The organism is Roseovarius bejariae (assembly GCF_009669325.1).
Classification (GTDB): Bacteria; Pseudomonadota; Alphaproteobacteria; order Rhodobacterales; family Rhodobacteraceae; genus Roseovarius; species Roseovarius bejariae.
This window is the reverse complement of sequence record NZ_SZWE01000001.1, coordinates 2,734,430-2,759,236: the sequence shown is the minus strand read 5'-3', so window position 1 is coordinate 2,759,236 and position 24,807 is coordinate 2,734,430. Positions and strand designations below refer to the sequence as shown.

Below are 24,807 nucleotides of genomic sequence, written 5' to 3'. Positions count from 1 at the left end.
TTGATTTCACGATGATTCTGCGGCAATTTGTGTGCAATAGTATACAATTTCGCCTGACTCCTCTTGATCGGTCTTTTCAAATCGGTCAGAAGCAGGCCAGCGAATTCCTATTCCTGCCTTGAACGTGAAAGGAAGGCCAACAATGCCTATCACCGTCGGACATGACACCACAAAGACGCGCAAGGAATTGAGCGTCAACGGCAAGACATTTGCCTATTATTCCATCAAAGCCGCCGAGGACGCCGGCCTTGGCGATTTCTCGAAACTGCCGGCCGCGCTGCGCGTGGTGCTGGAAAACATGCTGCGGTTCGAGGATGGCAAGACGGTGTCGGTCGACGACATCAAGGCGTTTTCCGAATGGGCCACCAAGGGCGGCAAGAACCCCCGCGAGATCGCCTATCGTCCGGCCCGCGTGTTGATGCAGGATTTCACCGGCGTTCCCGCCGTGGTGGATTTGGCGGCGATGCGTGACGGGATCGTGGCACTGGGCGGCAAGGCCGAGCAGATCAACCCGCTCAACCCCGTGGACTTGGTCATCGACCACTCGGTGATGATCGACGAGTTCGGCAACCCGCGCGCCTTCCAGATGAACGTGGACCGCGAATACGAGCGCAACATGGAGCGGTATCAATTCCTCAAGTGGGGTCAGGGCGCCTTCAACAACTTCCGCGTGGTGCCGCCGGGCACCGGCATCTGCCACCAGGTGAACCTTGAATACCTGGCCAAGGCCGTGTGGAGCGATGTGGACCAAGACGGTGTCGAAGTGGCTTATCCCGACACGCTTGTCGGCACCGACAGCCACACCACCATGATCAATGGCCTGGCCGTTCTGGGCTGGGGTGTGGGCGGCATCGAGGCCGAGGCCGCGATGCTGGGCCAGCCGATTTCGATGCTGATTCCCGAGGTCGTGGGTTTCGAACTGACCGGCGAGATGGTCGAAGGCACCACCGGCACCGACCTTGTTCTGAAGGTCGTCGAGATGCTGCGCGAGAAGGGCGTTGTCGGCAAGTTCGTGGAATTCTACGGCGACGGTCTGGACAAGCTGCCGCTGGCCGACCGGGCAACGATTGCCAACATGGCGCCCGAGTACGGCGCGACCTGTGGCTTCTTCCCGATCGATGACGAAACCCTGCGCTACCTGCGCAACACGGGCCGCGACGAGGATCGCGTGGCGCTGGTCGAAGCCTATGCGAAGGAAAACGGGTTCTGGCGCGACGCCAGCTATGCGCCGGTCTATACCGACACCCTGAGCCTCGACATGGGCACTATCGTGCCCGCCATCTCGGGCCCGAAACGTCCGCAGGATTACGTGGCACTGGATCAGGCCGCGGCCAAGTTCTTTGACGTCGTCTCGGACTACCGTGGCGAGGATGAAACCAGTGCCGCGACCAATATGGCCGCCGAGGGCCCTGCCCCCGACGCCCTGATCGATCCGCGCAAATCGGTAAAGGTGAAGGGCGAGGATTACGAGCTGCGCGACGGATCGGTCGTGATTGCCTCGATCACGTCGTGCACCAACACCTCGAACCCTTACGTCATGATCGGCGCGGGCCTTGTCGCCAAGAAGGCGCATGAGCTGGGCCTCAACCGCAAGCCATGGGTCAAGACCTCGCTGGCGCCCGGCTCTCAGGTGGTGAGCGAGTATCTTGAGGCCGCGGGCCTGCAAGATCACCTTGACGCCATCGGGTTCAACCTTGTCGGCTATGGCTGCACCACCTGTATCGGTAACTCGGGCCCCATCCAGCAAGAGCTGTCGGAAGCGATTGCCGAGGGCGACTTGGTGGCGACCAGCGTGTTGTCGGGCAACCGGAACTTCGAAGGCCGGATCAGCCCCGATGTGCGCGCCAACTACCTCGCCTCCCCGCCGCTGGTCGTGGCCTATGCGCTGGCCGGTGACATGAACATCGACCTGAGTTCCGAGCCGCTGGGCGAGGACAAGGACGGCAACCCCGTCTACCTCAAGGACATCTGGCCGACCCAGAAGGAAATCGCCGATCTGGTCGAAAAGACCGTGACGCGCGAAGCGTTCCAGTCGAAATACGCCGATGTCTTCAAGGGCGACGAGAAGTGGCAGGAAGTGGAGACCTCGGAAGGGGAAACCTATGACTGGCCGCCGCAGTCGACCTATGTGCAGAACCCGCCTTATTTCCAAGGGATGGCGAAGGAGCCGGGCACGATTTCCGACATCAAGGGCGCCAAGATGCTGGCGCTTCTGGGTGACATGGTCACCACCGACCACATCAGCCCGGCAGGCAGCTTCAAGCCCTCGACCCCGGCCGGGGAATACCTGACCGAACGCCAGGTGCCGGTGCGCGAGTTCAACTCTTATGGCTCACGCCGGGGTAACCACGAGGTGATGATGCGCGGCACCTTCGCCAACATCCGCATCCGCAACGAGATGCTGGACGGTGTCGAAGGCGGCTACACCAAGGGCCCGGATGGCGAGCAAACCTCGATTTTCGAGGCCGCCATGGCCTACCAGGAGCAGGGCACGCCGCTGATCGTGGTGGGGGGTGAGCAATACGGCGCGGGCTCCAGCCGGGACTGGGCCGCGAAGGGCACCAACCTTCTGGGCGTCAAGGCCGTGATCGCCGAAAGCTTTGAGCGTATTCACCGCTCGAACCTGGTTGGCATGGGCGTGATTCCCTTCGAGTTCACCGGGGGTGACACGCGCACGACCCTGAACCTGACCGGCGAAGAGAGCTTCGATATCACCGGGCTGGAAGGCGATATGAAACCGCAGGCCGAGATCCCTTGCACCATCACCTATGCCGATGGCACGACCAAGGAGATCACCCTGAAGTCGCGCATCGATACGGCGGTGGAGAAGGAATACGTCGAGAACGGTGGCGTACTGCACTACGTGCTGCGTAACCTTGCCAAATCGGCGGCCTGATTTTCGGATCAGACAAGATAGAGGGGCGGCCTTTCGGGGCCGCCCTTTTTTGTTGGTTCGACGGGCCGTTGCCGCGCCTTGGTTCTAAATTGACCAATGCCATTGCAGAGAACGAGGCGCCGGGTCCATCGTTCAGAGTATCGGCTTTGCGGGTGCGGAGCGGACATTGAAATAGCCGCGCCTCGACGGGCCGCGGTGCGGCGACGCGCGGCGGCCTGCGGCCTTGATTCCGCGCTGGACCTTCGCGACCGAATATCCAACACGGGTTCGGCGCAGCGGATCGCCCTTTTGATGGTCACGACCATCAACGCATCCGGCAAGGGGCGGCCTTTCGGGGCTGCATTTTCTTTTGCGGGCCAAGGCCTTTCGAACGGGCTTGGCGCTAGACCATCGCGCCTGACGTGATAGGTATCTGGTATGAGCCTGAAGCCTGTCACCCCCGCCTTTGTCGATACCTTGCACGCCACGCTACCCGAGGGCGCATTGCGTGAGATCACCCCCAATTACCTTGAAGAACCGCGAGGCCGGTGGGCGGGGCAAGCGGGCGTGGTCGTGGCGCCGGACAACGTGGAGGATGTGGCCAAGGTCATCGGCCTGGCGCATGAGGCCAGCGTTCCGGTCATCCCCTATGGCGGCGGCACCGGACTTGTGGGCGGGCAGATCGTTTCCGATGGGCCAGCCCCCGTTCTTCTGAGCCTTGAACGGATGCGCGCCATTCGCGGGATATATCCGGAGGAGAACGCCATGGTGGTCGAGGCCGGGGCGATCCTGTCGGATGTGCATGACGCGGCGCTGGAGGCCGACAGGCTCTACCCCCTGTCGATTGCCGCCAAGGGCAGCGCGCGGATCGGCGGGCTGCTTTCGACCAATGCGGGCGGGGTCAACGTGCTGCGATATGGCAATGCGCGGGAATTGTGCCTTGGCATCGAGGCTGTCCTGCCTGATGGGCAGATTTACCATGGGCTGAAACGCCTGCGGAAGGATAACGCGGGTTATGACCTCAAGGACCTTTTGATCGGCGCCGAAGGCACGCTTGGCGTGATCACCGCAGCCAGCCTGCGGCTGGCCCCGCGACCGGCGGGGGAAGGCACGGCTTTGATGGTGGTGGACAACCCGCAAGCGGCGCTGTCGCTTTTGTCCATGGCGCGCGATCATATGGGAGATGGCGTGAGTGCCTTTGAACTGATCCACAAGGCGGGGCTGGACTTTCTGGCAGAGACCCTGCCCGACATCCGGCAACCCTTTGCCGAGATGCCGGAATGGTTCGTCTTGATCGACGTGGGGCTGGCGCGGGGGCTGGACCCGGCGGAGGCCTTGGAAACCCTGTTCGGCGAGGCGCTTGAGGCCGGGCTTGTGAGCGACGGCATGATCGCCCAGAACGAGACGCAGCGGCACGAGTTCTGGGAGGTGCGCGAGCAGATCCCCGAGGCCAACCGCCTGATCGGGTCGATCAGTTCGCATGACATTTCCTTGCCGATGAGCGCGATCCCCGAGTTCATCGCGACGGCCCCCGACCATATCGCGCGGTTGGGGGAGTTCAGGATCAACTGTTTCGGGCATCTGGGGGATGGCAACCTGCATTACAACGTCTTCCCCGCCCCGGGGGAAAGCCGCGCGGACCACCTCGATTTGCGCGATGAGGTCAAACGCGTGGTGCATGACTTGGTGCATGAGATGGAAGGCTCGGTCAGTGCCGAGCATGGTATCGGGCGGCTGAAGGTGGAGGACCTCGAACGCTATGGTGATCCGGCGCATCTGTCGGCGATGCGGGCGATCAAGGCGGCCCTTGATCCCGTGGGCATCATGAACCCCGGCGCGGTTTTGCGTGGCAGATGATCCGATTTCCGCCCATCGCGCATCCGTGATGTCGCGCGCGGGACCTTCCCCCTAAAAATCCGCGGCTGTCCTGCCCAGATAGGTCTTATAACAAGACAACGAGAGGCAGGCACATGCGCGCGGCATTGATCATCTTCCAAGCGGCGATCCTGAGTTTACTGGCGGTCGTGGGCGCCATGGGGGACAGCGGCCAAGACCAAGCCTGCCCCCTGCCCTCATCTCAGTCGGGTCAGTATTGTGATGACTGAAGCGTTTCGCGAAACGCTTCAGGTTATTCCCCGGCCTTGGCCTTTTCGATCGCTGGCATGATCTGGTTTTCCAGAACGCGATCGGTGATCGGCCCGGCGAAACGCAGCACGATGTTGCCCTGCCCGTCGATCACATAGGTCTCGGGAACGCCGTAGACCCCCCAGTTCAGCGCCATGCGGCCGTTTTCATCGGCGCCGATGGCGGTATAGGGATCACCCAGTTCTTGCAGGAATCCCAAGGCGTTGCCCGGCTTGTCCTTGTAGTTCACGCCGTAGATGGTGATGCCCTGATCGGCAAGCTCTTCCAGCTTGGGGTGTTCCACCCGGCAGGGGGCACACCAGCTTGCCCAGTAATTCAGGAGTTTCACCCCGCCCGAGCGGATATCCGCATCGGTGAAGACAGGCTTGTCGCCCAGTGGCGTGACCTGCACCGCAGGCGCGGGTTTGCCCGTCATGGTCGAGGGCAGTTCATCGGGGTTTTCACGCAGCATCCCGACGAAGAAAAGCGCGGCCAGACCGGCGAAAATGGCCGGGGGCGCGATCATCAAGGGGGAGAGTTTAGCCATGTTTGCGGGCCTTCTGTTCAACGTCCTCAAGCTGTTTGCGCACCTTGGCAGAGCGCCGCAGGCTGAGCCAGACCAACACGATCAACAAAGCGAGAGAAACGGCATAAGACGACAGGACCGCCTCGGCGTATTTTCCAAGATCAGGCATCATTTCACTTATCCCATCCGTTCACGGGCCAGAAGCGCGCGCATCCGGCGCGCGCGGATTTCGGTACGGGTGCGCAGCAGAACCAACGCAAGGAAAAGCAGAACGAAGCCCGCGATGGAGACAAGCAGCGGGTAATAGAAGACGTCGGCGACGTTCTCTTCCTTGTCGAGGCTGAGCGAAGCGCCCTGATGCAACCCCTGATTCCAGAAGTTGACGGCATAGCGCGACAGCAGCGCAAAGACCGAGCCCACGAGGCAGAGGATCGAGGTGAGATCGGCGGCGGTATCGTCATTCTCGATGGCTTCCCACAGGGCGATATAGCCGAGATAGAACAGGAACAGGATCAGGAAAGAGGTCAGGCGTGGGTCCCAGGCCCACCACGTGCCCCACATCGGCTGCCCCCAGATGGCGCCGGTGGCCAGCGCGATCACCGTCATCACCGCGCCCACGGGGGCCGCGGCGCGGGCGGCCAGTGCGCTGACGTGGTGGCGGCGCACGATCCAGACCAGCGAGGTGACCAGCATCATGATCCACGCGTTGATCGCCATCAGCGCGGAGGGAACGTGCAGGTAGATGATCTTGACGGTAGAGCCCTGACGGTAATCCTCGGGCGTGAAGAAGAACCCCCAGATCAACCCCACCACGAGGCAGAGCACCGCCAGCACCGAAATGGTGGGCAGCACCTTTTCGGTGGTCTGGATGAATTTCTTGGGGTTGGCATATTCCCAGAGTGAATTCAGGTTCATCGGCATTCCCGTTGGCTAGCGCAGGTTGACCTTCAATACCGCAGCGGAGGCGAAAGGCAAAAGCGCGATGGTGCCGCAGGTGATGCCGGCCAGCATCAGGAGCGGCGTTGTGGTCTCAAGGCCCTCGACACCCCGGCGGGCCATCTCGGCCCCGAAGATCAATGTGGGCACGTAAAGCGGCAGGACAAGCAGCGACAGAAGCAGGCCACCGCGTTTCAGGCCCACGGTGAGCGCCGCGCCGAAGGTGCCGATCACGCTGAGCGCCGGGGTGCCCAGCAGCAACGACAGGACAAGCGGAGCGTAACCTGCGGGGGGCAGGCTGAGCAGCAGGCCGAACAGCGGCGCGGCAAGGACCAGCGGCAGGCCGGTGGTCAGCCAATGGGCCAGCGCCTTGACGGTGACGATGCCCTCCATCGGCAAGGGCGAGGTGGCCAGCAGGTCGAGGCTTCCGTCCTCCCAATCCAGTGCAAAGATGCGATCCAGCGACAGCAGGCAGGCCAGAAGCGCACCCAGCCAGAGGATACCCGGCGCGATCTTGGCCAGAAGCTCGGATTGCGGGCCGACGCCGAAGGGGACCAGCGTGACCACGATCAGGAAAAACGCAAGGCCGAGGCCAAAGCCCCCGCCCGCGCGCATGGCGAGTTTCAAATCTCGGGTCAGCAGCGCGATCACAGGAAAGCCTCGTCAAAGTCTTCGGGGTCCATGGCGCGGGCGCGGAAGGGGCCGACATCAAGGATTTGCGCATCGGGCAGGCCAAGGTCGATATGGGTGGCGATGAGCGCCGAGCCCCCCTGCCCCAGATGGCTGCGGATCGTGTCCGCGAACATTTGCACCGCCTCGACATCCAGCGACACGGTGGGTTCGTCCAGAATCCAGATGGGCCGCCCGGTGACAAGAAGGCGCGCCAGCCCGAGGCGACGCTTCTGGCCTGCCGACAGGGCCCCGGCGGGGCGGGTGCGCAGGGCGTCGAGCTGAAAGGCGTCTATGGCGGGGTCAATATCGGGAGTGCAAAAGACCCGCGCCCAGAAGGTCAGGTTTTCCTCGACCGTCAGGGTGGGTTTGAGACCATCGGCGTGGCCTGCATAAACCAGCGTTTCGGGGTCTGCTTCGACCTGCCCGGAATGGGGTGGTTGCAGCCCGGCGATGGTGCGCAGAAGGGTTGTCTTGCCCACCCCGTTTGGGCCGCGCAGGACAAGTGCCTGACCGGGCTCAAGCCGGAGGCCGATGCCTTCGAGCACCTTGATCCCGCCGCGCGCGATGGTGAGGTCGGATACATTCAATCCCATGCAGATGTCCCTACCCCAAAGGTGCGGCGGCGGAAAGTGACCTAAATCAAGCCGTGGTGAATATTCTCAGACCGCAAGCGCCGCGAGGGCGACCCGGCGGCCTTCGGAAAGAAGCACGTTGTATGTACGGCAGGCGGCGGGGGAGTTCATCGCCTCGACCCCGAGGCCCGCCTCTTCCAATGTATCGCGGAAGGCGGGCGGCACATGCGCGGTTTCGGCCCCGGTGCCGATGAAGATCACGTCGACCTCTTCCGCCAGTTCCAACAGCGGCGCGGTGTCGTCATAGCCGCCCCAGCCCCGCGCACCATGCACGGTGACCAGTGCCGCGCCTTCGATCATCCCGCCGCCAACGCGAAAGAAGCCCGGGCCGTAGCCCTCGATGGGTGTCGCGTTTTCAAAGCTCATCTCGTTGAGTTGCATGGCAGCCCCCTTATTCCCAGATCGGCAGGCCGGTCAGCACCGCAAGGCCGATCACGCCATAGGCGGCCCATCGGTACAGACGCTCACGGTGCGGGTCAAACAGCGATTGGCCGATCATCGTGGTGGTAAAATAGGGCACCGCAAGGATCAGGGCCAGCCAGAGGGTTTCCCATGCGATGGAGCCGCGCAGGAAAAGATTGACGGCGATCACCACGTCGAGCGCGGCAAGGAACAGGATGGTATTGGCGCGCACCGTCTGGGCCGCCGATTGACCGGCAAGATAGAAGAGGATCACCACCGGCCCGGTCAGGCCCGTCAGGCCACCCACGACCCCCGCCGCGCCGCCGATGCCCGCAAGCCCCGGGCGCGAGACCCGGCCCGAGAAGCGCCAGCCCGAGATCAGGGCCGTCAGTGTAAGCCCCGCAACGCCCGCCACGATCCAGCGGATGGTCAGGCCATCCAGCCGCTCCAGAAGCCAGATACCCAAGGGCACCGTGATCAGCGCGGCCAGTGCCAGAAGCCCCACCTCGGCGCGGCTGGCCTGCCCCCATGCGCGGGGCAGCAGGGCGCCAGTGCTGAAGATGCCGGTGATGACCATCACCCCGATGACCACGGCGGGCGGCAAGAATATTCCCGCGACAGGCACGAAGATCAGCGCCGTCCCGAACCCGGTAAAGCCCCGCACGATACCCGCCACGCCGATGGCAAGCATCAGGAAGATCAGGCCGGGGGTGGCCCCGGCCGTGATCAGGGCATCAGGCATCCACGTTGGCAAACTGGTTCCCGGCGTTGGCGTCGGGCTTGGACCAGTCACGCTTGACCCCGAGCCAAAGCAAAATGGTGCTGGCCACGAAGACCGAGGAATAGGTGCCGACCACCACGCCCCAGATCATCGCAAAAACGAAGCCACGGATCACGTCGCCCCCCAGCATATAGAGCGCCAGCAGCCCCAGGAGGGTGGTGACCGAGGTCATCATCGTTCGGCTGAGGGTTTCGTTGATCGAGAGGTTCAGCACCTCGGACAGCGGCTTTTTCTTGTACTTTCGCAGGTTCTCGCGCACCCGGTCGAAGACCACCACCGTATCGTTGAGCGAATAGCCCACGATGGTCAGAAGCGCGGCGATGATGGCAAGATCGAACTGAATTTGCAGTTCCGAGAATATCCCGATGGTCAGCACCACGTCATGCACAAGCGCGGCCACGGCCCCCACGGCAAACTGCCATTCGAACCGCAACCAGATGTAGACAAGCACCGCCCCGATGGCGAGCGAGACCGCGATGATGGCGGCATTGATCAACTCACCCGAGACCTTGGGGCCGACGGATTCGACCGAGGTGAACTCGATATCCGGCACCGCCTGTTGCAGCGCGGCCTCGACACTGGCCACGACCTCGGCGCTGACGCTCTCCTGTCCCTCCTGGGCCTGGATGCGGATCATCGAAACGTTTTGCTCGGGGCCGAAGGTGGGGTCGAAAACCTCGGTGATGGAAATGTCACCCAGGTCCAGTGGCTGGATCGCGTCGCGATACTGGCCGATGTCGATGGGTTGGGCGCTTTCCGTACGTACCGTGGTGCCACCCCGGAAATCGATCCCGAAGTTCAGACCTTGCAGCATGAAGGAGCCTGCCGCGATCACGATCAGGACAGCCGAGACACCCAATGACACCTTCCACCGGCGGAAAAAATCCCAGCTTGTGCTTTCGGGAACCAGGCGCAGGGCACGGCCCTGAAGCACGGTTTTGGGGCGTTTACGTTCAAACCAGATGACAATGATCAGGCGCGTGACGAAGAGTGCCGTGAACACGGACGTGAAAATCCCGATCATCAGCGTCCAGGCAAAGCCCTGCACCGGGCCAGACCCCATGATCAAAAGAATCACGGCTGTGATCAGCGTGGTGATATTGGCATCGACAATCGCGCTCAGCGCCTTTTCATACCCCAGTTCGATGGCCCGTGCCGGCCCTTTGGCCGATTTCAGTTCTTCGCGAATCCGCTCGAAGACCAGCACGTTGGCGTCCACCGCCATCCCGATGGTCAACACGATCCCGGCAATCCCCGGCAGGGTCAGCGTCGCGCCGATCATGCTGAGCAGGCCGAAGATCAACCCGACGTTGATGATCAGGGCGATATTGGCGAAAACCCCAAAGGTGCCATAGCTGGCCACCATGAAGACCAGCACCAGAACGAAGGCCACGATACAGGCAATCTGTCCGGCCTCGATGCTGTCAGCGCCGAGTTCCGGGCCGATGGTGCGTTCTTCGAGAAACTCAAGCCCGGCTGGCAAGGCCCCGGCACGCAGGAGCACGGCAAGGTTGGTGCTTTCCTCGACGGTGAAATTGCCGGTGATGATCCCCGAACCACCGGGAATGTGACTTTGGATCACCGGGGCGCTGACCACCTCGCCATCCAGCACGATGGCAAAGGGGTTGCCGATGTTTTCCGCCGTGTAATCGCCGAACTTGCGCGCGCCGCCCGGGTTGAAGCGGAAGGACACGGCGGGGCGTCCGTTCTGATCGAAATCGGGCTGTGCGTCGGTCAGTTCCTCGCCGGTCACCACCGGGGCCTTTTCGAGGATGTAATAAAGCCCCTCCTGATCGAGGGCTGGCAGAACCTCGTTGCCCGCGCCGGGGCGTTCGTCGGCGTTCTGCGTGCGGCTGACCACCGGTTGGAAGGTCAGCTGCGCGGTGGTGCCGATGATGTCTTTCAACTCCGCGGCGCTGCCGATGCCCGGCACCTGGATCAGGATACGGTCGGCGCCTTGGCGTTGAATGTTGGGTTCCCGCGTGCCGACCTCGTCGATCCGACGGCGAATGATTTCAAGGGCTTGGCGGACGGTACGCTCGTCAGTGGCGCGTTGCTCGGCCTCGGACAGGCGCACGATGATGTCGGCGCCCTGCGTGGTCACGTCGATGTCCGAGGCCCCGGCCCCCGTGAGGCTGGTCACCGGGCGGGCAAGGCCGCGCACCAGCGAGGCGGCATAAGAGACCTCCTCGGCCCCCTCGACCAGACGCACGCGAAGCTCCGCGTTTTCAGTGGGTTGCAGGCGAATGGGGCCGACACGATCGCGCTCTTCACGCAGCAGGTCACGCACCTCGGGCCACATGGATTCGATTCGCGCGGCATAGACATCCTCGACCTGCACCTCGGCCAGCAAATGCGCCCCACCGCGCAAATCCAGCCCCAGATTGACCAGATCAGACGGCAGGAAATCGGGCCAGAGGCCAGAATCTTCCATCACTTGCGGGTCTTCCACCCCGGCCTCGATGGCCGCCGTGGCATCGTTGTACCGCTCAACCCGCGGGTAAAAGGCATTGGGCAGGGCCAACAGCAAACCAAGCGCCACGAGGCCCCAGATCACCACACGTTTCCACAGGTCGATTTGCAGCATTATCCTGCCTTTTCAATAAGTTGAGAGATGGGGAAAGGGCCTGTCAGCCCTCTGCCGGCTCGGTCTTCGACAACACTTGGGCGATGGTGGATTTGACAACGCGGACGCGCACGCCCTCGGCCAGGTCGACCTCGATCTCGTCGCCATCCTTGACCTTCGAGACCTTGCCGATCAGCCCCCCCTGGGTGACCACCTGATCGCCCCGGCGCAGGGCCTCGACCATGGCCTGATGTTCCTTGAGTTTCTTCTGCTGCGGACGGATCAGCAGGAAGTACATGATGAAGAAAATCAGGATGAGGGGGATGAACTGGCCAATGGCTTCCATGGGATGTGTCCTTAATTCATAGGGGCGGAGCTGCCGCCGGATTGTGGCGGAAACTATGGGCGGGGCGGGGTATTTGCAAGGTGCGAAAACCGCGTCGGTTTGACGTCGGTAAAACGTCGGTATCGCGTCGGTACGGTTGCGAGGGTGGGCGCGAGGCGGTTTTCGTGGTTAGGTTGCGGGGGATTGATGAAAGCGCCCCAAAGGGGCGGCGACACACGACAATGCTCCGCGGGGATGTGGCACAGCCCGCGATTCTGGCCTCAGTGGCTTATCGGCGACCTAGCCCCCCCAAAGGGCGGCTCCTCTGCGCCGGCATGACGCACACCCTACACCTCATCAAAAATCTGGTGCATAAGGCGGGCGACGACTCAGAGGTTCAAGGACAAGACCCATGCACGATATCCGCGCGATCCGTGAAAACCCCGCAGCTTTTGACGCCGCCATGGCCCGCCGTGGGGTGGACGGGGCCTCGGCCCCCATTCTTGAGCTGGACGAGGCGCGGCGCGCCAAAATCCTTGCCGCCGAGACCGCACAGGCCGAGCAGAACAAGGCCTCCAAGGAGGTCGGCGCCGCCAAGGCCAAGGGCGACGAGGAGGCGTTTGAACGGCTGCGCGCGCTCGTGGGCGAGAAAAAGGCCGAGGTGGCCGCGATGCAGGGTGAGGCCAAGGAGCTGGACCAAAAGCTCACCGATATGCTGATGGGTCTGCCCAACCTGCCGATGGACGACATCCCCGACGGCGACGACGAAGAAGATAACGTCGAAATTCACCGCTGGGGCACGCCCAAGGTGTTCGATTATACGCCGAAAGAGCATTTCGAGCTGGACGGTGTGAAACCGGGCATGGATTTCGAACTGGCCGCGAAACTCTCGGGGTCGCGTTTCGTGGTGCTCAAGGGCGCGGTGGCGCGGATTCACCGGGCCCTGGCGCAGTTCATGATTGATACGCATGTCGAGGAAAACGGGCTGGCCGAGACATGGACACCCGTCCTAGTGCGCGATGACATGATGTACGGCACCGGCCAATTGCCCAAGTTCGGCGAGGATAGCTATCAGACCACGAACGGCTGGTGGCTGGTGCCCACGGCCGAGGTGCCGCTGACCAATATCGTCAATGGCGAGACCGTCGAGGAGGGCAGCCTTCCCAAGCGCTTCGTGGCCCATACCCAGTGTTTCCGCTCGGAAGCGGGCAGCGCGGGCAAGGACACGGCGGGCATGCTGCGCCAGCACCAGTTCGAAAAGGTCGAGATGGTCTCGATCACCCACCCCGATCACAGCCGCGGCGAGCTGGACCGGATGACCGACTGTGCGCAGGGCATCCTTGAAAAGCTCGGCCTGCCGTACCGGACCATCGTGCTGTGCACCGGCGACATGGGGTTTGGCGCGCGGCGCACCCATGACATCGAGGTCTGGTTGCCCGGGCAGGACACGTACCGCGAGATTTCCTCGGTCTCGGTCTGCGGTGACTTTCAGGCCCGCCGGATGAACGCCCGTTTCAAGCCCGAGGGCGGCGGCAAGCCGCAATTCCTGCACACGCTCAACGGCTCGGGCCTTGCGGTGGGGCGTTGCCTCATTGCGGTGCTGGAAAACGGCCAGCAGGCCGATGGCTCGGTCGCCCTGCCCGAAGTTCTGCACCCCTACCTGCGCGGCAAGACCAAGCTCACCGCCGAAGGGGAGTTGGCCTGACAGGCCGCTTCTTCTTTTTAAAAATATCCTGGGGGGAGCGTTGAAAATCCGGGGATTTTCAACGTAGGGGGGCAAAGCCCCCTGCCCCAGCTCATTCCGCCGGTACGGTGTGCTGGTCCTCGCGGCTCTTCGGGAAAGGCACCAAGCGCTCCGCCTCCTCATCCCAAAGCTTCAGGCGGAACGCGCGCAACGCCTCGGGCCAGCGAATGGGCTCATGCGGGCGCAGGTGCATGGGTAGCGCCTTTTGGCAGGCCCGCAAGCGGTATGATGGGACGCCGGGGTTGAAGTGGTGCAGGTCGTGATAGGCGATATTGCCGGTGCCAAGGTCCCACAGCCAGCCCAGGTCGAGGGAGCTTGACCCGTCCAACGTGGCCTTGTGGAAATCCAGATCGGGTTTGCGGTCCCAGTAGGTGTCCTCGAAATTATGTTGCAGGTAGACGAGAAAGACCCCGATGGCACCTGCCAGAACCGCGCTTGCGGCCCAGATGGCCAGCCCTGCCGAGCCAAACGCCCACCAGATCGTTGCGACATAGCCCAAAACCGCGATGTTATGCAGCACCACCCCTAAGACGCCCACCTTGCGGGTATTCACCGGCCAGCGGTAGGCGATGAAATAGGCGTAAACCCCGCCCAGCCCCAGCATCAGGACAGGGTTGCGATAGAGCCTGTACCAAAGCCGCCGCCGCCAAGGCGCGGCCTGCCATTCCGCAAGGGTCATTGTATAGACCTCGGTCGTCTCGCGGTGGTCGAGATTTCCAAGGTAGGCGTGGTGCAGGTTATGATTGTACTGCATCACCCGGTAGGGCGTGAGCGAGGGCAGCGACAGAAGGTGTCCGGCCCAATCGTTCAAGCGGCGCGTGGCGAACAGGGAATAATGCCCGCAGTCATGTTGCAAAACGTATAGCCGCACCGAGGCGAAGGCGAGGACCACGACCATCGGGATCGCGATCAGCGGGTTGGTGACGTAGGTCGCCCCGGTCCAGAGCGCGGCCATGTATGTGGCGAACGTGCCCAACAGCGAGAATGCCCCCAAGGCATCGCTTTTGCGGGCGAAATTGCGGGTATGGGTTTTGATTTCATTGGCGGTCATGGCATGCCTCGTGCAATTGGAAACCATGGGACAGGCCCTTCAATACATCGGCCTAACACACCAGATGTGTCGCTTTGACGACGGGGCAAGACCCGCATAGCGGGAATAATCACGTCTTGGCATTGACCATGGGCAAAGCGCGGCCCAAATGACATTCATGGAACGGATGAAAGCCATCTTCGTTGTGACCGCCGCCATGGCCTTTGCCCTGTCCCCCTTGATGACGGATGGGTTTGCCGGTTTTCGTCCCGATCAATTCCCGATCCCGCAAGTCGACCCGCCAGTACAGCCAGCGGGTTATGCCTTTGCCATTTGGGGGGTGATTTACCTTTGGCTCATCGCGGGAGCCATCTTTGGCCTGCTGAAACGCGCCGAGGCGGCGGACTGGGACGCGATGCGCTGGCCCTTGATCGCAAGTCTCGTGATTGGCGCGGCATGGATTCCGGTGGCGCAGATGTCACCGTTTTGGGCCACGGTGCTGATCTGGGGGATGCTGGTCACCGCCCTTTGGGCGCTGCTCAGTGCGGGCGCGGCGGACAGGATATGGATGCGTACGCCGATTGCGCTTTATGCCGGGTGGCTGACGGCGGCCTCCTGCGTGGCCTTGGGGCTGATGCTGGCCGGGCATGGAATCATCAATGCACAACTAGCAGCGTTGGCGATGATCGTGCTGGCCCTAGTTATATCCTTGGTGGTGACGATGCTGCGCCGCGATGCCCCGGAATATGCAGGCGCGGTCATCTGGGCTTTGATCGGCGTCATCGTGGCCAATCTAGGCACATCCAATGTCGCTGTGCTGGTGCTATGCGCAGGTGGAATCGCCGTTTTGGTGGTCACCGCCCTGCGCGTGCGTCCCGCTTAACCCTGCGCCCCACCGCGCCCGTGGATATGCTTTCGCAAACGGGAAGGCGTTGATTTCTTCTTGTTCTTGTAGGGGTTCTTGGACGATTGCGAGCGCATGTGCAGCCGGATCGGCGTGCCCGGCATGTCGAAATCTTCCCGCAACCCGTTGACCAGGTAGCGTGAATAGCTTTCGGGCAGCTTGTCGGGGTGCGAACACATCACAACGAACCCAGGCGGGCGCGTCTTGGCCTGTGTCATATAGCGCAGCTTGATCCGCCGCCCGCCCGGTGCGGGGGGCGGGTGCGCCTCGACCATACCGGTAAGCCAGCGGTTCAGTTGCGCGGTGGAAATCCGGGTGTTCCAGACATCATGCGCTTTTTCCACCGCCGCGCGCAGGCGGTCCAGCCCCCGGCCCGTCTTGGCCGACACCGTGACCAAGGGCGCGCCACGCAGTTGCGGAAGCAGGCGCTCGAAGGCTTCGCGCAAGTCGCGCAGCTTTTGCTGTTTCTCGGTTTCCACGTCCCACTTGTTGACGGCCAGCACCACGGCGCGGCCCTCGCGCTCGGCAAGGTCGGCGATGCGCAGGTCTTGTTGCTCAAACGGGATGGCGGCGTCGAGCAGGACCACCACCACCTCGGCGAACTTCACGGCCCGCAAGCCGTCGGCGACGGACAATTTTTCAACCTTGTCCTGCACCTTGGCGCGTTTGCGCATCCCGGCGGTGTCGAAGATCCGGGTCGGCATCCCGTCCCAATCCAGCGTCAGCGAGATGGAGTCACGGGTGATCCCGGCCTCGGGGCCTGTCAGCAGGCGATCTTCGCCCAGAATCTTGTTGATCAGGGTGGATTTCCCCGCGTTGGGACGCCCCACCACGGCCACTTGCAAGGGTTTGTCGACAGTGGGTTTGCGGGGCGCGTCGGCGTCAACCTCGCCGTCCTCGTTCACATCCACTTCGACCTCGGGGGCATCGGCGGCGGCACGGGCCTCGAAGGTTTCGGCCACCGGCGCGAGAAGCGTGTAAAGCTCGTTGAGGCCCTCGCCGTGTTCGGCGCTCAGGCGCACCGGCTCGCCAAGGCCAAGGCCATAGGATTCGTAGACACCGGCATCGGCGGCGCTGCCTTCGGCCTTGTTGCAGGCAAGGATCACGTGATCGGCGCGACGGCGCAGGATATCGGCGAAGACCTCGTCACTGGGGGTCACCCCGGCGCGGGCGTCGATCAGGAAGAGGCAAACATCGGCCATATCCACCGCGCGTTCGGTCAGCCGCCGCATCCGGCCCTGAAGCGACTCGTCTGTCGCTTCTTCAAGGCCGGCGGTGTCAATGACGGTGAACCGCAGGTCACCCAAGCGCGCCTCACCTTCGCGCAGGTCGCGCGTGACCCCGGGCTGGTCATCGACCAAGGCCAGACGTTTGCCGACAAGGCGGTTGAACAACGTGGATTTGCCCACGTTCGGGCGGCCCACGATGGCAAGGGTGAAACTCATGGTTCAGGCTCCGGAGCGGATCAAGCCGCCCTGTTACAGCATCGACGCGTCAACGGAAAGCGTGCAATTGCCCCTTCTTCGACACGACATAAAGCGTGCGCCCCGCGACCACCGGGTTCGAGGTGGCCCCACCGGGCAGGTCCACCGCGCGGCGCAGCGCACCGTTCACCGGGTCGAAAAAGCGCAGCTTTTCGTCCGAGGAGGCCACGATCAATTGGCCCCCCGCGATCACCGGCCCGTGGTGGGCAAATATCTGTGTCTGACGGCGCGGCCGCTTCTTGGTGAAGAACGGCAGGTTTTGCGCCCAGATGCGGCTTCCGTCTTCGGCGGAGAGGCGCAGAAGCTGATTGCGGTCCGAGACCATGAAGATCGAGTCGCCCGCAGGCCAGACGCGATCGAGCGGGCCTTCGTTGGCGGTCCAGAGGCGTTCGCCATTGGCAATGTTGAGGGCAACGGTGCGGCCCGAGTGATTGCCGACATAGATGGTTTCCCCATCGACCACCGGCGCGCCGGTGATGTCGTCGACCAGAGCACTGGAGTATCCATCGCGCGTGCCGGCGACCTGTGCATCCCACAGGCGCAAACCGCCCTTGCGGAAGGCGCCCTGCAATTCACCCGCGCCAAATGCGAAGACGGCATATTTGTCGGTCACGGCCGGGGCCGGACCGCCCAACACGTTGTTGATGTCAGGCGTGGCACCTAGGCGCCATTCGATGCGGCCCGTGTCGGCATTCACCGCCCAGGCGATTTCATCCCCCGCGACGAGGTAGACAAGACCATCGCGGACGGTCGGGGCGCCGGTGGAGGTGGCATCAAGGTCCTGTTGCCAGATTTGCGCCCCCGTGGCGGGGTCAAGCGCGGTCAGCATACCGAAGCCCGAAGTGACGAAGATCTTACCGTCGCCATAGGCGAGCCCGCCGCCCGACGCATCCGAAGACCTGTCATTTGCCGGGGTCAGGTCGGTTGTCCAAAGGACCTCGCCCGCGGTGCTGACCGCGGTGACCTGCGCCTGCGAATCGAGGGTGAAGACACGGCCTCCGGCCACCACCGGATCAGCGGTGATACGGGTGCGGCGACCATCGCCGGAGCCAATGTTGACCGACCAGATACGTTGCGGATTGGCCCCCAGCGCGGGATGCGCGGTGCGGGTGGCGGGGGTCGCGATGGCCTGTGGCCAGTCGGCATTCGCGCGAGTCGCGGGCAATGACAACGGCAGGGCACGGTTTTCCGGCACCGCGTCGGTGGCCGCGGCCACCTCATCGGTGAGGACCGAGCGGATATTCTCGCGCTCACCCTGAAGGATGGCTTCGCGTTTGTCACACGCCGCGAGCGACACAACTGCGGCAAGTCCCAGAAAGATTGCTGTGGATTTCAACGCTTTCGCCCCCGTTCCTAACCTTTCACTCGCGGTCTTGGGTGACACGCGGGTGGTCCTTAGCCTTCGGTGCCGCCCTGACCGGCAAAGCCGGTTTCGGGCAGGTCGCCACCGAGGGCTACAATCACTTGTGAAACGCGCCGACGCAAGCCCGCCGTTGCCTGCGCATCCTGCGCCACCTGAGTCAGGCGGTCGATCGCGGCGGATGTATCGCCGGTTTCGATCTCGATCATCGCCAGTTGTTCCTCGGCCAGAAGCCGTACGAGGCCACCAGAGAGCGCAAGGCCATCCAACCGATTGCGCCGGTCCTCAGGCGACAGGCCAGAGCCGGGCAACGCCACGGCCTTGAGCGTGGCCAACTGCCGGTAGACGGGTTCGATCCCGTCGCGGTCGGCCACGGCCAGAAGGCGGGTGGCGGCCTCTGCGGCATTCGCGGTGCCCAGTTCGGCAGCGGCCAACAGATCGACCACGGCCTGCCCGCCCGCATCGGGCGCTTCGATCGCGGCCAGCGCCTTGGCGCGGGCGTCCCGCTCGGGCAGTTCCAGCGCGGTCTTGATCGAGTCACCGAAGGCTTCCGCAGCGGCGCGATCCTGCGCCTTGCGCCATTCGTTCCAGGCCGCGCCGCCGACGATCAGCAGCACGGCAAGGGCCGCGATCCAGCCATAGCGCTTCATCATGCCAAACAAGCGGTCGCGCCGGACCTCTTCGGTCACTTCGTCGATAAAACTGTCGGTCTCGCTCACGCGCGCCCCCTTTGCGAATATTGCCCCCTCTTATCGCGAAGCCCCGCCCCTGCCAAGGGGCAGCCAACATGACAGCACCTGCGCACAGCCCAGCCTGCATGGTTGCAGGAATGCCTGACTTGAAGCATCAGGTCGAAACGGCTAATCTGAACCGGACAGTTCAGCGTATGTCATGTAGCAAGGTCGGCAAAGACTGCACGGCCCTGCCTGCATGTGCGGAAGGTTTGATAGATGCGACTTTTTCCTATTCTGGCCGCGCTCGTGGTGATTGGCATGATTTATGCCTTCGTTTTCGAGCGCGAGCGGATCACCGCCGTGCTTGGCGGCGACGAAGCGCCACAGGCAGATGTCGGGCAAGAGGCCACCCCCGAGGCCGCGCCCGAATTCGAAACCGTGGGCGTGGTCGCGATCCGATCGGAAGCACGCGAAATTGACAGTGCAGTGGTTCTGCGCGGCCAGACCGAGGCCTTCCGGCAGGTGGATCTGCGCGCTGAAACCTCAGGTCAGGTGATTTCCGAACCGCTGCGCAAGGGCACCATGGTCAACGAAGGCGATACGCTGTGTCGGATTGACCCGGGCACCCGGGATGCCACGCTGGCCGAGGCGCAAGCACGCCTTGCAGAAGCGCAGGCGCGTGTCCCCGAGGCCCGAGCGCGCCTGACCGAGGCGCAGTCGCGTCTGGAAGAAGCACAGATCAACGACCGCGCCGCGCAGGCGCTTTCGCAGGATGGCTTTGCCTCGGAAACCCGTGTCGCCGCGACCAAGGCCGCGGTAAGTTCAGCACAAGCAGCGGTGGAAACCGCGCGCTCGGGCCTTGCGACCACGCGGAGTTCCATCCAATCCGCCGAGGCCGCCGTTGCGGCAGCGGAAAAAGAGATTGAGCGGCTGACCATCACTGCGCCATTCGCGGGGCTTCTGGAAACAGACACCGCCGAACTTGGCAGCCTTTTGCAACCCGGCGGGCTTTGCGCCACGGTAATCCAACTCGATCCCGTGATGCTGGTGGGGTATGTCCCTGAAACCGAGGTTTCGCGGGTAGAAACCGGTGCCTTGGCGGTGGCCGATCTGGCTTCGGGCGGGCGTGTGGAGGGCGAAGTCACCTTCCTGTCGCGCAAGGCCGATCCGACAACCCGTACCTTCCGGGTGGATATCCGGGTGCCCAATCCCGATTTGACCCTGCGCGACGGCCAGACCGCCGAGATCACCATCGCCGCCGATGGCACCAAAGCGCACCTGTTGCCGCAATCGGCGCTGACCCTGAATGATGAGGGGACGTTGGGCGTGCGGTTGGTGACAAACGAGAACGAAGCCGGGTTCGCCGCCGTTTCCCTGCTGCGCGACACACCCAACGGTGTGTGGCTCTCTGGCCTGCCTGATACGGCGAATGTCATCACCATCGGTCAGGAATACGTGACCGATGGGGTCAAGGTTGACCCGACATATCAGGAGTTGGGCCAATGACCGGCATCGTCGACTGGGCCGCCGCCCGGGCGCGGATGGTCGTTGCGTTTATCGTGCTGTCCATTCTGGCGGGCAGTCTTGCCTATGTCAGCCTGCCGAAGGAAGGCGAACCGGATATCGAGATTCCGGCGCTTTTCGTCTCGGTGCAGTTTCCCGGCATTTCCGCCGAGGATAGCGAGAAACTGCTGGTCAAGGTGATGGAGACCGAGCTTTCCGATCTCGATGGGTTGAAGGAAATGACCGGCACTGCGGCGGAAAACTATGCCGGTGTGGCCCTTGAATTCGAATTCGGCTGGGACAAGACCAAGATCATGGCCGATGTCCGCGATGCGATGAACGCGGCCGAGGCCAAGTTTCCCGAGGGCGCGGAAAAATATACCATCAACGAGATCAATTTTTCCGAGTTCCCGATCATCATCGTGAACCTGACCGGCGATGTCCCCGAACGTACCATGGCGCGGCTGGCCAAGGATTTGCAGGACGATCTGGAAGGGCTGGAGCCGATCCTGGAGGCCGGGATCGCGGGCAATCGCGACGAGATGGTCGAGGTGGTGATCGACCCGCTGCGCCTTGAGGCCTACAACGTCACGGCGGGCGAATTGATCAATGTGGTCCAGAACAACAACCAACTGATCGCCGCCGGTGAAGTCGAGACCGAAAGCGGGGCGTTTTCCGTCAAGATCCCGTCATCCTTCGACGAGACCCGCGACATCTATGACCTGCCGGTGAAAACCAATGGTGACCGGGTGGTCACACTGGGCGATCTGGCGCGGATCAACCTGACCTTCGAAGACCGCAAGGGCACCGCGCGGTTCAACGACGAGAACACCGTTGCCTTGCAGGTGGTCAAACGCAAAGGGTTCAACATCATCGAGACCGCCGATTTGGTGCGCGAGACCGTGGCCAAGGCCGAGGCGAACTGGCCCGACAAACTGCGCGCGGCAGTCGACGTCGGCACCTCGAACGACCAATCGCGCACCGTGGAATCCATGGTGAAACAGCTTGAAGGCTCTGTCCTGACGGCTATCGCGCTGGTGATGATCGTGACGCTGGCCGCGCTAGGCATCCGACCGGCCCTTCTGGTGGGCTTTGCCATCCCCACGTCCTTCCTGTTGTGTTTTGCGCTTTTGGCGGTGATGGGTGTCGCGGTCTCGAACATCGTGATGTTCGGCCTGATCCTTGCCGTCGGGATGCTGGTGGATGGGGCCATCGTGGTGGTGGAATACGCGGACAAGCGGATTTCCGAGGGTGAAGGCCCGATGCACGCCTATGTCGAAGCCGCCAAGCGGATGTTCTGGCCGGTGGTCAGTTCAACGGCCACCACGCTTTGCGCCTTCCTGCCGATGCTGTTCTGGCCGGGGGTGCCGGGTGAGTTCATGGGGATGTTGCCCGTGACGCTGATCTTCGTTCTCAGTGCCTCGCTTCTGGTGGCATTGGTCTACTTGCCGGTGATGGGCGGGGTCACGGGGCGTACGGAACGCTGGTTCAACACGCGTATTTCGCAGATCGGTGATGGGTATTGGCTGTGGCATATACTGCTTTTCCCGGTGGCGGCGGGGGCTGTCTTTGTCGCTGGAGCGGTGCTCCCACTGCTATTGGGCGATGTCTCGGCCCAGTTCGCCGACATGGACGCGGGCCGCATCGTGACATCGGTCATCCCCACATTGGCCACGGTTTTCATGATCCTGCTGGGCGTCGTGACGCTGGCCGCCATGGCGATCGCCGGGGTGGTGGCGCTGCTTCTGGGCGTGATGGCGATTTTCCGGCGATTCCGGAACGCCATAGCATGGGCCAAATCCAAACTTTTCCCAAACCGGGCGGGCCGGGTGAAAGCGGGCTATCGCCGGTCCCCCTTTGGCTGGGTCATACATGCGATTGCCGCCAACCCGGTCATGCCGCTGGTGGCCTTCGCGATGATCTTTGTTCTCGTCGGGTCGGTCCTGATCTACTATGTGAACAACAACAACGGCACCGAGTTCTTTGTTGAATCCGAACCCGAGCAGGCCATCGTTTATGTCCGTGGGCGCGGCAACCTGTCGATTGATCAGAAAGATGAACTGGTCGAACAGGTGGAGCGTATCGTCCTGCAACACCCCGGTGTTGAAACGGCCTTTGCCTTTGCGGGTGAAGGCGGGCTGAACAACAATACCGGCGGCGCGCAGCCCCCCTTGGATACCATCGGTCAGGTGCAACTTGAAACCATCCCGTGGGAAGACCGCCCGACCGAAACCGAGGCCTGGTTCACCATTCCGGTCATCGACTATACCGTGCGGCGCGCGGTGAGTGCCGAAGCCTATGACGGTGACACGATCATCGACGAGTTGACCGCGCAACTGGAGCAAATCCCCGGCATCAAGATCGAGATCCTCGCACAGGCCCGCGGCCCGGCCTCGGCCAAGCCGGTGCATTTGCGTCTGAAAGGCGACAATTGGGACGAGTTGAAAGAGGCCACAAGCCTCGCGCGGGAGCAGTTCGAAGGCATGCGTGGCCTGACGTTGGTGGAAGATACCCTGCCCCTGCCCGGGATCGACTGGCAGATCAATGTCGATGTGGAAAAGGCGGGCCGCTATGGTGCGGATGTCGCCACCGTAGGGGCCATGGTGCAACTTGTGACGCGGGGGATCCTGCTTGATACGATGCGGGTGCCATCGTCGGATGAAGAGATCGACATCCGCGTGCGCCTGCCCGAGAAAGACCGCGTTCTCAGTACGCTGGACACCCTCAAGGTGCGCACGGGGGATGGGCTTGTGCCGCTGTCCAACTTCATCACCCGCGAGCCGGTGCAGAAACTTGCCCAGATCGACCGGGTGGACCAGACCCGATATTTCGATGTGAAGGCGGGTGTGAAAGAGGGGCTGACCAAAACCGTTCCCGGAGAAGGTGACGACAGCATCGATGTGCCGATCACCGCCAACGAACGCATCGAGGTCTTGACGGAATGGTTGGACAGTGGGGTTCTGCCCGCCAGTGTCTCCTATGAATGGACCGGCGATCAGGAAGATCAGGAGGAATCCGGCGCCTTCCTGCAAAAGGCATTCGCCGGGGCCTTGGGGCTGATGTTCATTATCCTTCTGGCGCAGTTCAACAGCGTTTATAATGCAGTTCTGGTTCTGCTGGCAGTTGTGCTTTCGACCACCGGGGTCCTGATCGGGATGCTGGTGATGAACCAGCCGTTTTCGATCATCATGACCGGCACCGGGATTGTCGCGCTTGCCGGGATCGTGGTGAACAACAACATCGTGCTGATCGACACCTACCAGGAATACAGCCGCTACATGCCGCGGATCGATGCGATCACCCGCACCGCCGAGGCGCGCATTCGCCCCGTGTTGCTGACCACGATCACCACCATGGCGGGCCTTGCGCCAATGATGTTCGGCCTGAGCCTTGATTTCATCAACGGCGGCTATTCCTTCAACTCGCCCACTGCCCTGTGGTGGAAACAACTGGCCACGGCGGTGGTTTTCGGCCTTGGTATCGCGACGGTTCTGACACTGGTTTTCACACCCTCAATGCTGGCGCTGCGGGTCTGGGCAACGACCTATGTACAATGGGGCGCGCGGGGTCTGGCTATGCTCTCGCTCGGGCGCAGTAGCCGCGCCGCGCAGGACTGGGCGCTCAACCGTGCCGCAGGCCATACCCCGGCCCCCGAAATCCTGTGGAGCGAGCATGGCGATTGGAGCGCGTATGAGGACGAGCAAGGCGGCGCGCCGGATGCCCAAGCCATCAAGAGCGTGGTCGCTGATCGCGACAAATCAAGGATGGAAAAAGACGAAAACGGCCGCCCTCTACGCGCGGCCGAATAAGCCCCGTATCGAATCACCGGACACGGCCACCTTTTCGCCTCAATCCCCTGCGGATTGGGAATTTTTATCGCATTTCGCCGTACAATTTCACGATGAGCCCCAAGGCGTTTCCAGTTTGGCAACAAACCGAGTCACCGTGCACCAAGTTTTTGCCATAATTCGAATTTGGTGTATGATGAAACAAGATAGACATCTGGGGACTGTAACCATGAAATTTCTTAAAACATCCACGCTTGCCGCTCTTGCCTATGCAAGCACCACTGTAATGGCATCGGCCCAAAGCTATAGCTGGTGGGATTCGTGGTACAATTGGGGGTCGGGTTCTTCGGGCTCGTCGACAGACACCTCGACCGCGTCGGCGGTTCCGGAAATCGATGCCTCGACCGGCCTTCTGGCATTGGCGGCTGTTCTGGCCACTCTGGCCTTGGCGTGGGAACTCAAGCGCCGCCGCGCGCAGTAA

The 24,807-nt window shown here is 62.6% G+C and carries 21 protein-coding genes; 8 read left to right on the top strand and 13 right to left on the bottom strand.

From position 1 onward, the window contains the following. Nucleotides 1-142: 142 nt before the first annotated feature. The 3 genes from acnA to FDP25_RS17340 all read left to right on the top strand — a co-directional run bounded on the left by acnA (nt 143) and on the right by FDP25_RS17340 (nt 4,980). The gene (gene acnA, locus FDP25_RS13355; RefSeq protein ID WP_154152610.1) at nt 143-2,896 is read left to right on the top strand and encodes an aconitate hydratase AcnA; all 2,754 of its coding nucleotides are present in this window, start codon (nt 143-145) and stop codon (nt 2,894-2,896) included. A gap of 417 nt (nt 2,897-3,313) precedes the next feature. Then, nucleotides 3,314-4,732 carry an FAD-binding oxidoreductase gene (locus FDP25_RS13350; RefSeq protein ID WP_154152607.1) on the top strand — a complete coding sequence of 473 codons (1,419 nt, stop codon included), beginning with the start codon at nt 3,314-3,316 and terminating at the stop codon, nt 4,730-4,732. Nucleotides 4,733-4,845: 113 nt separating this feature from the next. Then, on the top strand, nt 4,846-4,980 hold the full coding sequence (locus FDP25_RS17340; protein ID WP_281350469.1) for a hypothetical protein: 135 nt from the start codon (nt 4,846-4,848) through the stop codon (nt 4,978-4,980). A gap of 23 nt (nt 4,981-5,003) precedes the next feature. On the opposite strand, the gene FDP25_RS13345 is transcribed toward FDP25_RS17340, so the two are convergent. The 9 genes from FDP25_RS13345 to yajC all read right to left on the bottom strand — a co-directional run bounded on the left by FDP25_RS13345 (nt 5,004) and on the right by yajC (nt 11,860). Next, on the bottom strand, nt 5,004-5,546 hold the full coding sequence (locus tag FDP25_RS13345; protein ID WP_154152604.1) for a DsbE family thiol:disulfide interchange protein: 543 nt from the start codon (nt 5,544-5,546) through the stop codon (nt 5,004-5,006). Then, a complete protein-coding gene (ccmD, locus tag FDP25_RS13340; protein ID WP_154152601.1) occupies nt 5,539-5,697 on the bottom strand; it encodes a heme exporter protein CcmD in 159 nt (52 codons plus the stop codon). Before ccmD ends, FDP25_RS13345 begins: the two co-directional genes overlap by 8 nt. A 5-nt stretch (nt 5,698-5,702) precedes the next feature. Continuing rightward, nucleotides 5,703-6,440 (bottom strand): heme ABC transporter permease, encoded by a 738-nt coding sequence (locus FDP25_RS13335; protein WP_154152598.1) that lies wholly within the window; start codon nt 6,438-6,440, stop codon nt 5,703-5,705. Nucleotides 6,441-6,455: 15 nt separating this feature from the next. Further along, nucleotides 6,456-7,112 carry a heme exporter protein CcmB gene (gene ccmB / locus FDP25_RS13330; RefSeq protein ID WP_343032053.1) on the bottom strand — a complete coding sequence of 219 codons (657 nt, stop codon included), beginning with the start codon at nt 7,110-7,112 and terminating at the stop codon, nt 6,456-6,458. Beyond that, nucleotides 7,109-7,726, bottom strand: a complete 618-nt coding sequence (ccmA, locus tag FDP25_RS13325; RefSeq protein ID WP_154152595.1) for a heme ABC exporter ATP-binding protein CcmA — start codon at nt 7,724-7,726, stop codon at nt 7,109-7,111. The genes ccmB and ccmA overlap by 4 nt, the downstream gene beginning before the upstream one ends. 66 nt (nt 7,727-7,792) lie before the next feature. Beyond that, a complete protein-coding gene (locus tag FDP25_RS13320) occupies nt 7,793-8,146 on the bottom strand; it encodes an Mth938-like domain-containing protein (protein WP_154152592.1) in 354 nt (117 codons plus the stop codon). Nucleotides 8,147-8,156: 10 nt separating this feature from the next. Further along, on the bottom strand, nt 8,157-8,909 hold the full coding sequence (locus FDP25_RS13315) for a sulfite exporter TauE/SafE family protein (protein ID WP_154152589.1): 753 nt from the start codon (nt 8,907-8,909) through the stop codon (nt 8,157-8,159). Beyond that, the gene (gene secD, locus FDP25_RS13310; protein ID WP_154152586.1) at nt 8,902-11,535 is read right to left on the bottom strand and encodes a protein translocase subunit SecD; all 2,634 of its coding nucleotides are present in this window, start codon (nt 11,533-11,535) and stop codon (nt 8,902-8,904) included. Before secD ends, FDP25_RS13315 begins: the two co-directional genes overlap by 8 nt. Before the next feature lie 43 nt (nt 11,536-11,578). Continuing rightward, nucleotides 11,579-11,860 (bottom strand): preprotein translocase subunit YajC, encoded by a 282-nt coding sequence (yajC, locus tag FDP25_RS13305; protein ID WP_154152583.1) that lies wholly within the window; start codon nt 11,858-11,860, stop codon nt 11,579-11,581. Nucleotides 11,861-12,251: 391 nt separating this feature from the next. On the opposite strand from yajC, the gene serS reads away from it, so the two are divergent. Next, nucleotides 12,252-13,544: a serine--tRNA ligase gene (serS, locus tag FDP25_RS13300; protein WP_154152579.1), complete on the top strand. Its 1,293-nt coding sequence runs from the start codon at nt 12,252-12,254 to the stop codon at nt 13,542-13,544. Nucleotides 13,545-13,635: 91 nt separating this feature from the next. Here serS and FDP25_RS13295 read toward each other — a convergent pair whose 3' ends face one another. Further along, a complete protein-coding gene (locus tag FDP25_RS13295; RefSeq protein ID WP_154152576.1) occupies nt 13,636-14,634 on the bottom strand; it encodes a fatty acid desaturase in 999 nt (332 codons plus the stop codon). Between the two features lie 157 nt (nt 14,635-14,791). Between FDP25_RS13295 and FDP25_RS13290 the strand changes: the two genes are divergently transcribed. Beyond that, nucleotides 14,792-15,496 (top strand): hypothetical protein, encoded by a 705-nt coding sequence (locus tag FDP25_RS13290; protein WP_246175842.1) that lies wholly within the window; start codon nt 14,792-14,794, stop codon nt 15,494-15,496. On the opposite strand, the gene der is transcribed toward FDP25_RS13290, so the two are convergent. The 3 genes from der to FDP25_RS13275 all read right to left on the bottom strand — a co-directional run bounded on the left by der (nt 15,493) and on the right by FDP25_RS13275 (nt 19,080). Beyond that, a complete protein-coding gene (gene der, locus FDP25_RS13285) occupies nt 15,493-16,962 on the bottom strand; it encodes a ribosome biogenesis GTPase Der (RefSeq protein WP_154152573.1) in 1,470 nt (489 codons plus the stop codon). The two genes, FDP25_RS13290 and der, sit on opposite strands and share 4 nt — an antisense overlap. Before the next feature lie 49 nt (nt 16,963-17,011). Beyond that, nucleotides 17,012-18,322 carry a PQQ-like beta-propeller repeat protein gene (locus tag FDP25_RS13280; protein WP_425500525.1) on the bottom strand — a complete coding sequence of 437 codons (1,311 nt, stop codon included), beginning with the start codon at nt 18,320-18,322 and terminating at the stop codon, nt 17,012-17,014. Between the two features lie 74 nt (nt 18,323-18,396). Further along, the gene (locus FDP25_RS13275) at nt 18,397-19,080 is read right to left on the bottom strand and encodes a hypothetical protein (protein ID WP_343032052.1); all 684 of its coding nucleotides are present in this window, start codon (nt 19,078-19,080) and stop codon (nt 18,397-18,399) included. Nucleotides 19,081-19,311: 231 nt separating this feature from the next. Here FDP25_RS13275 and FDP25_RS13270 point away from each other — a divergent pair, with 231 nt between their 5' ends. The 3 genes from FDP25_RS13270 to FDP25_RS13260 all read left to right on the top strand — a co-directional run bounded on the left by FDP25_RS13270 (nt 19,312) and on the right by FDP25_RS13260 (nt 24,807). Continuing rightward, a complete protein-coding gene (locus tag FDP25_RS13270; RefSeq protein WP_154152567.1) occupies nt 19,312-20,541 on the top strand; it encodes an efflux RND transporter periplasmic adaptor subunit in 1,230 nt (409 codons plus the stop codon). Further along, nucleotides 20,538-24,347 carry an efflux RND transporter permease subunit gene (locus FDP25_RS13265; protein ID WP_154152564.1) on the top strand — a complete coding sequence of 1,270 codons (3,810 nt, stop codon included), beginning with the start codon at nt 20,538-20,540 and terminating at the stop codon, nt 24,345-24,347. Before FDP25_RS13270 ends, FDP25_RS13265 begins: the two co-directional genes overlap by 4 nt. A gap of 208 nt (nt 24,348-24,555) precedes the next feature. After that, on the top strand, nt 24,556-24,807 hold the full coding sequence (locus FDP25_RS13260; protein ID WP_246175841.1) for a VPEID-CTERM sorting domain-containing protein: 252 nt from the start codon (nt 24,556-24,558) through the stop codon (nt 24,805-24,807).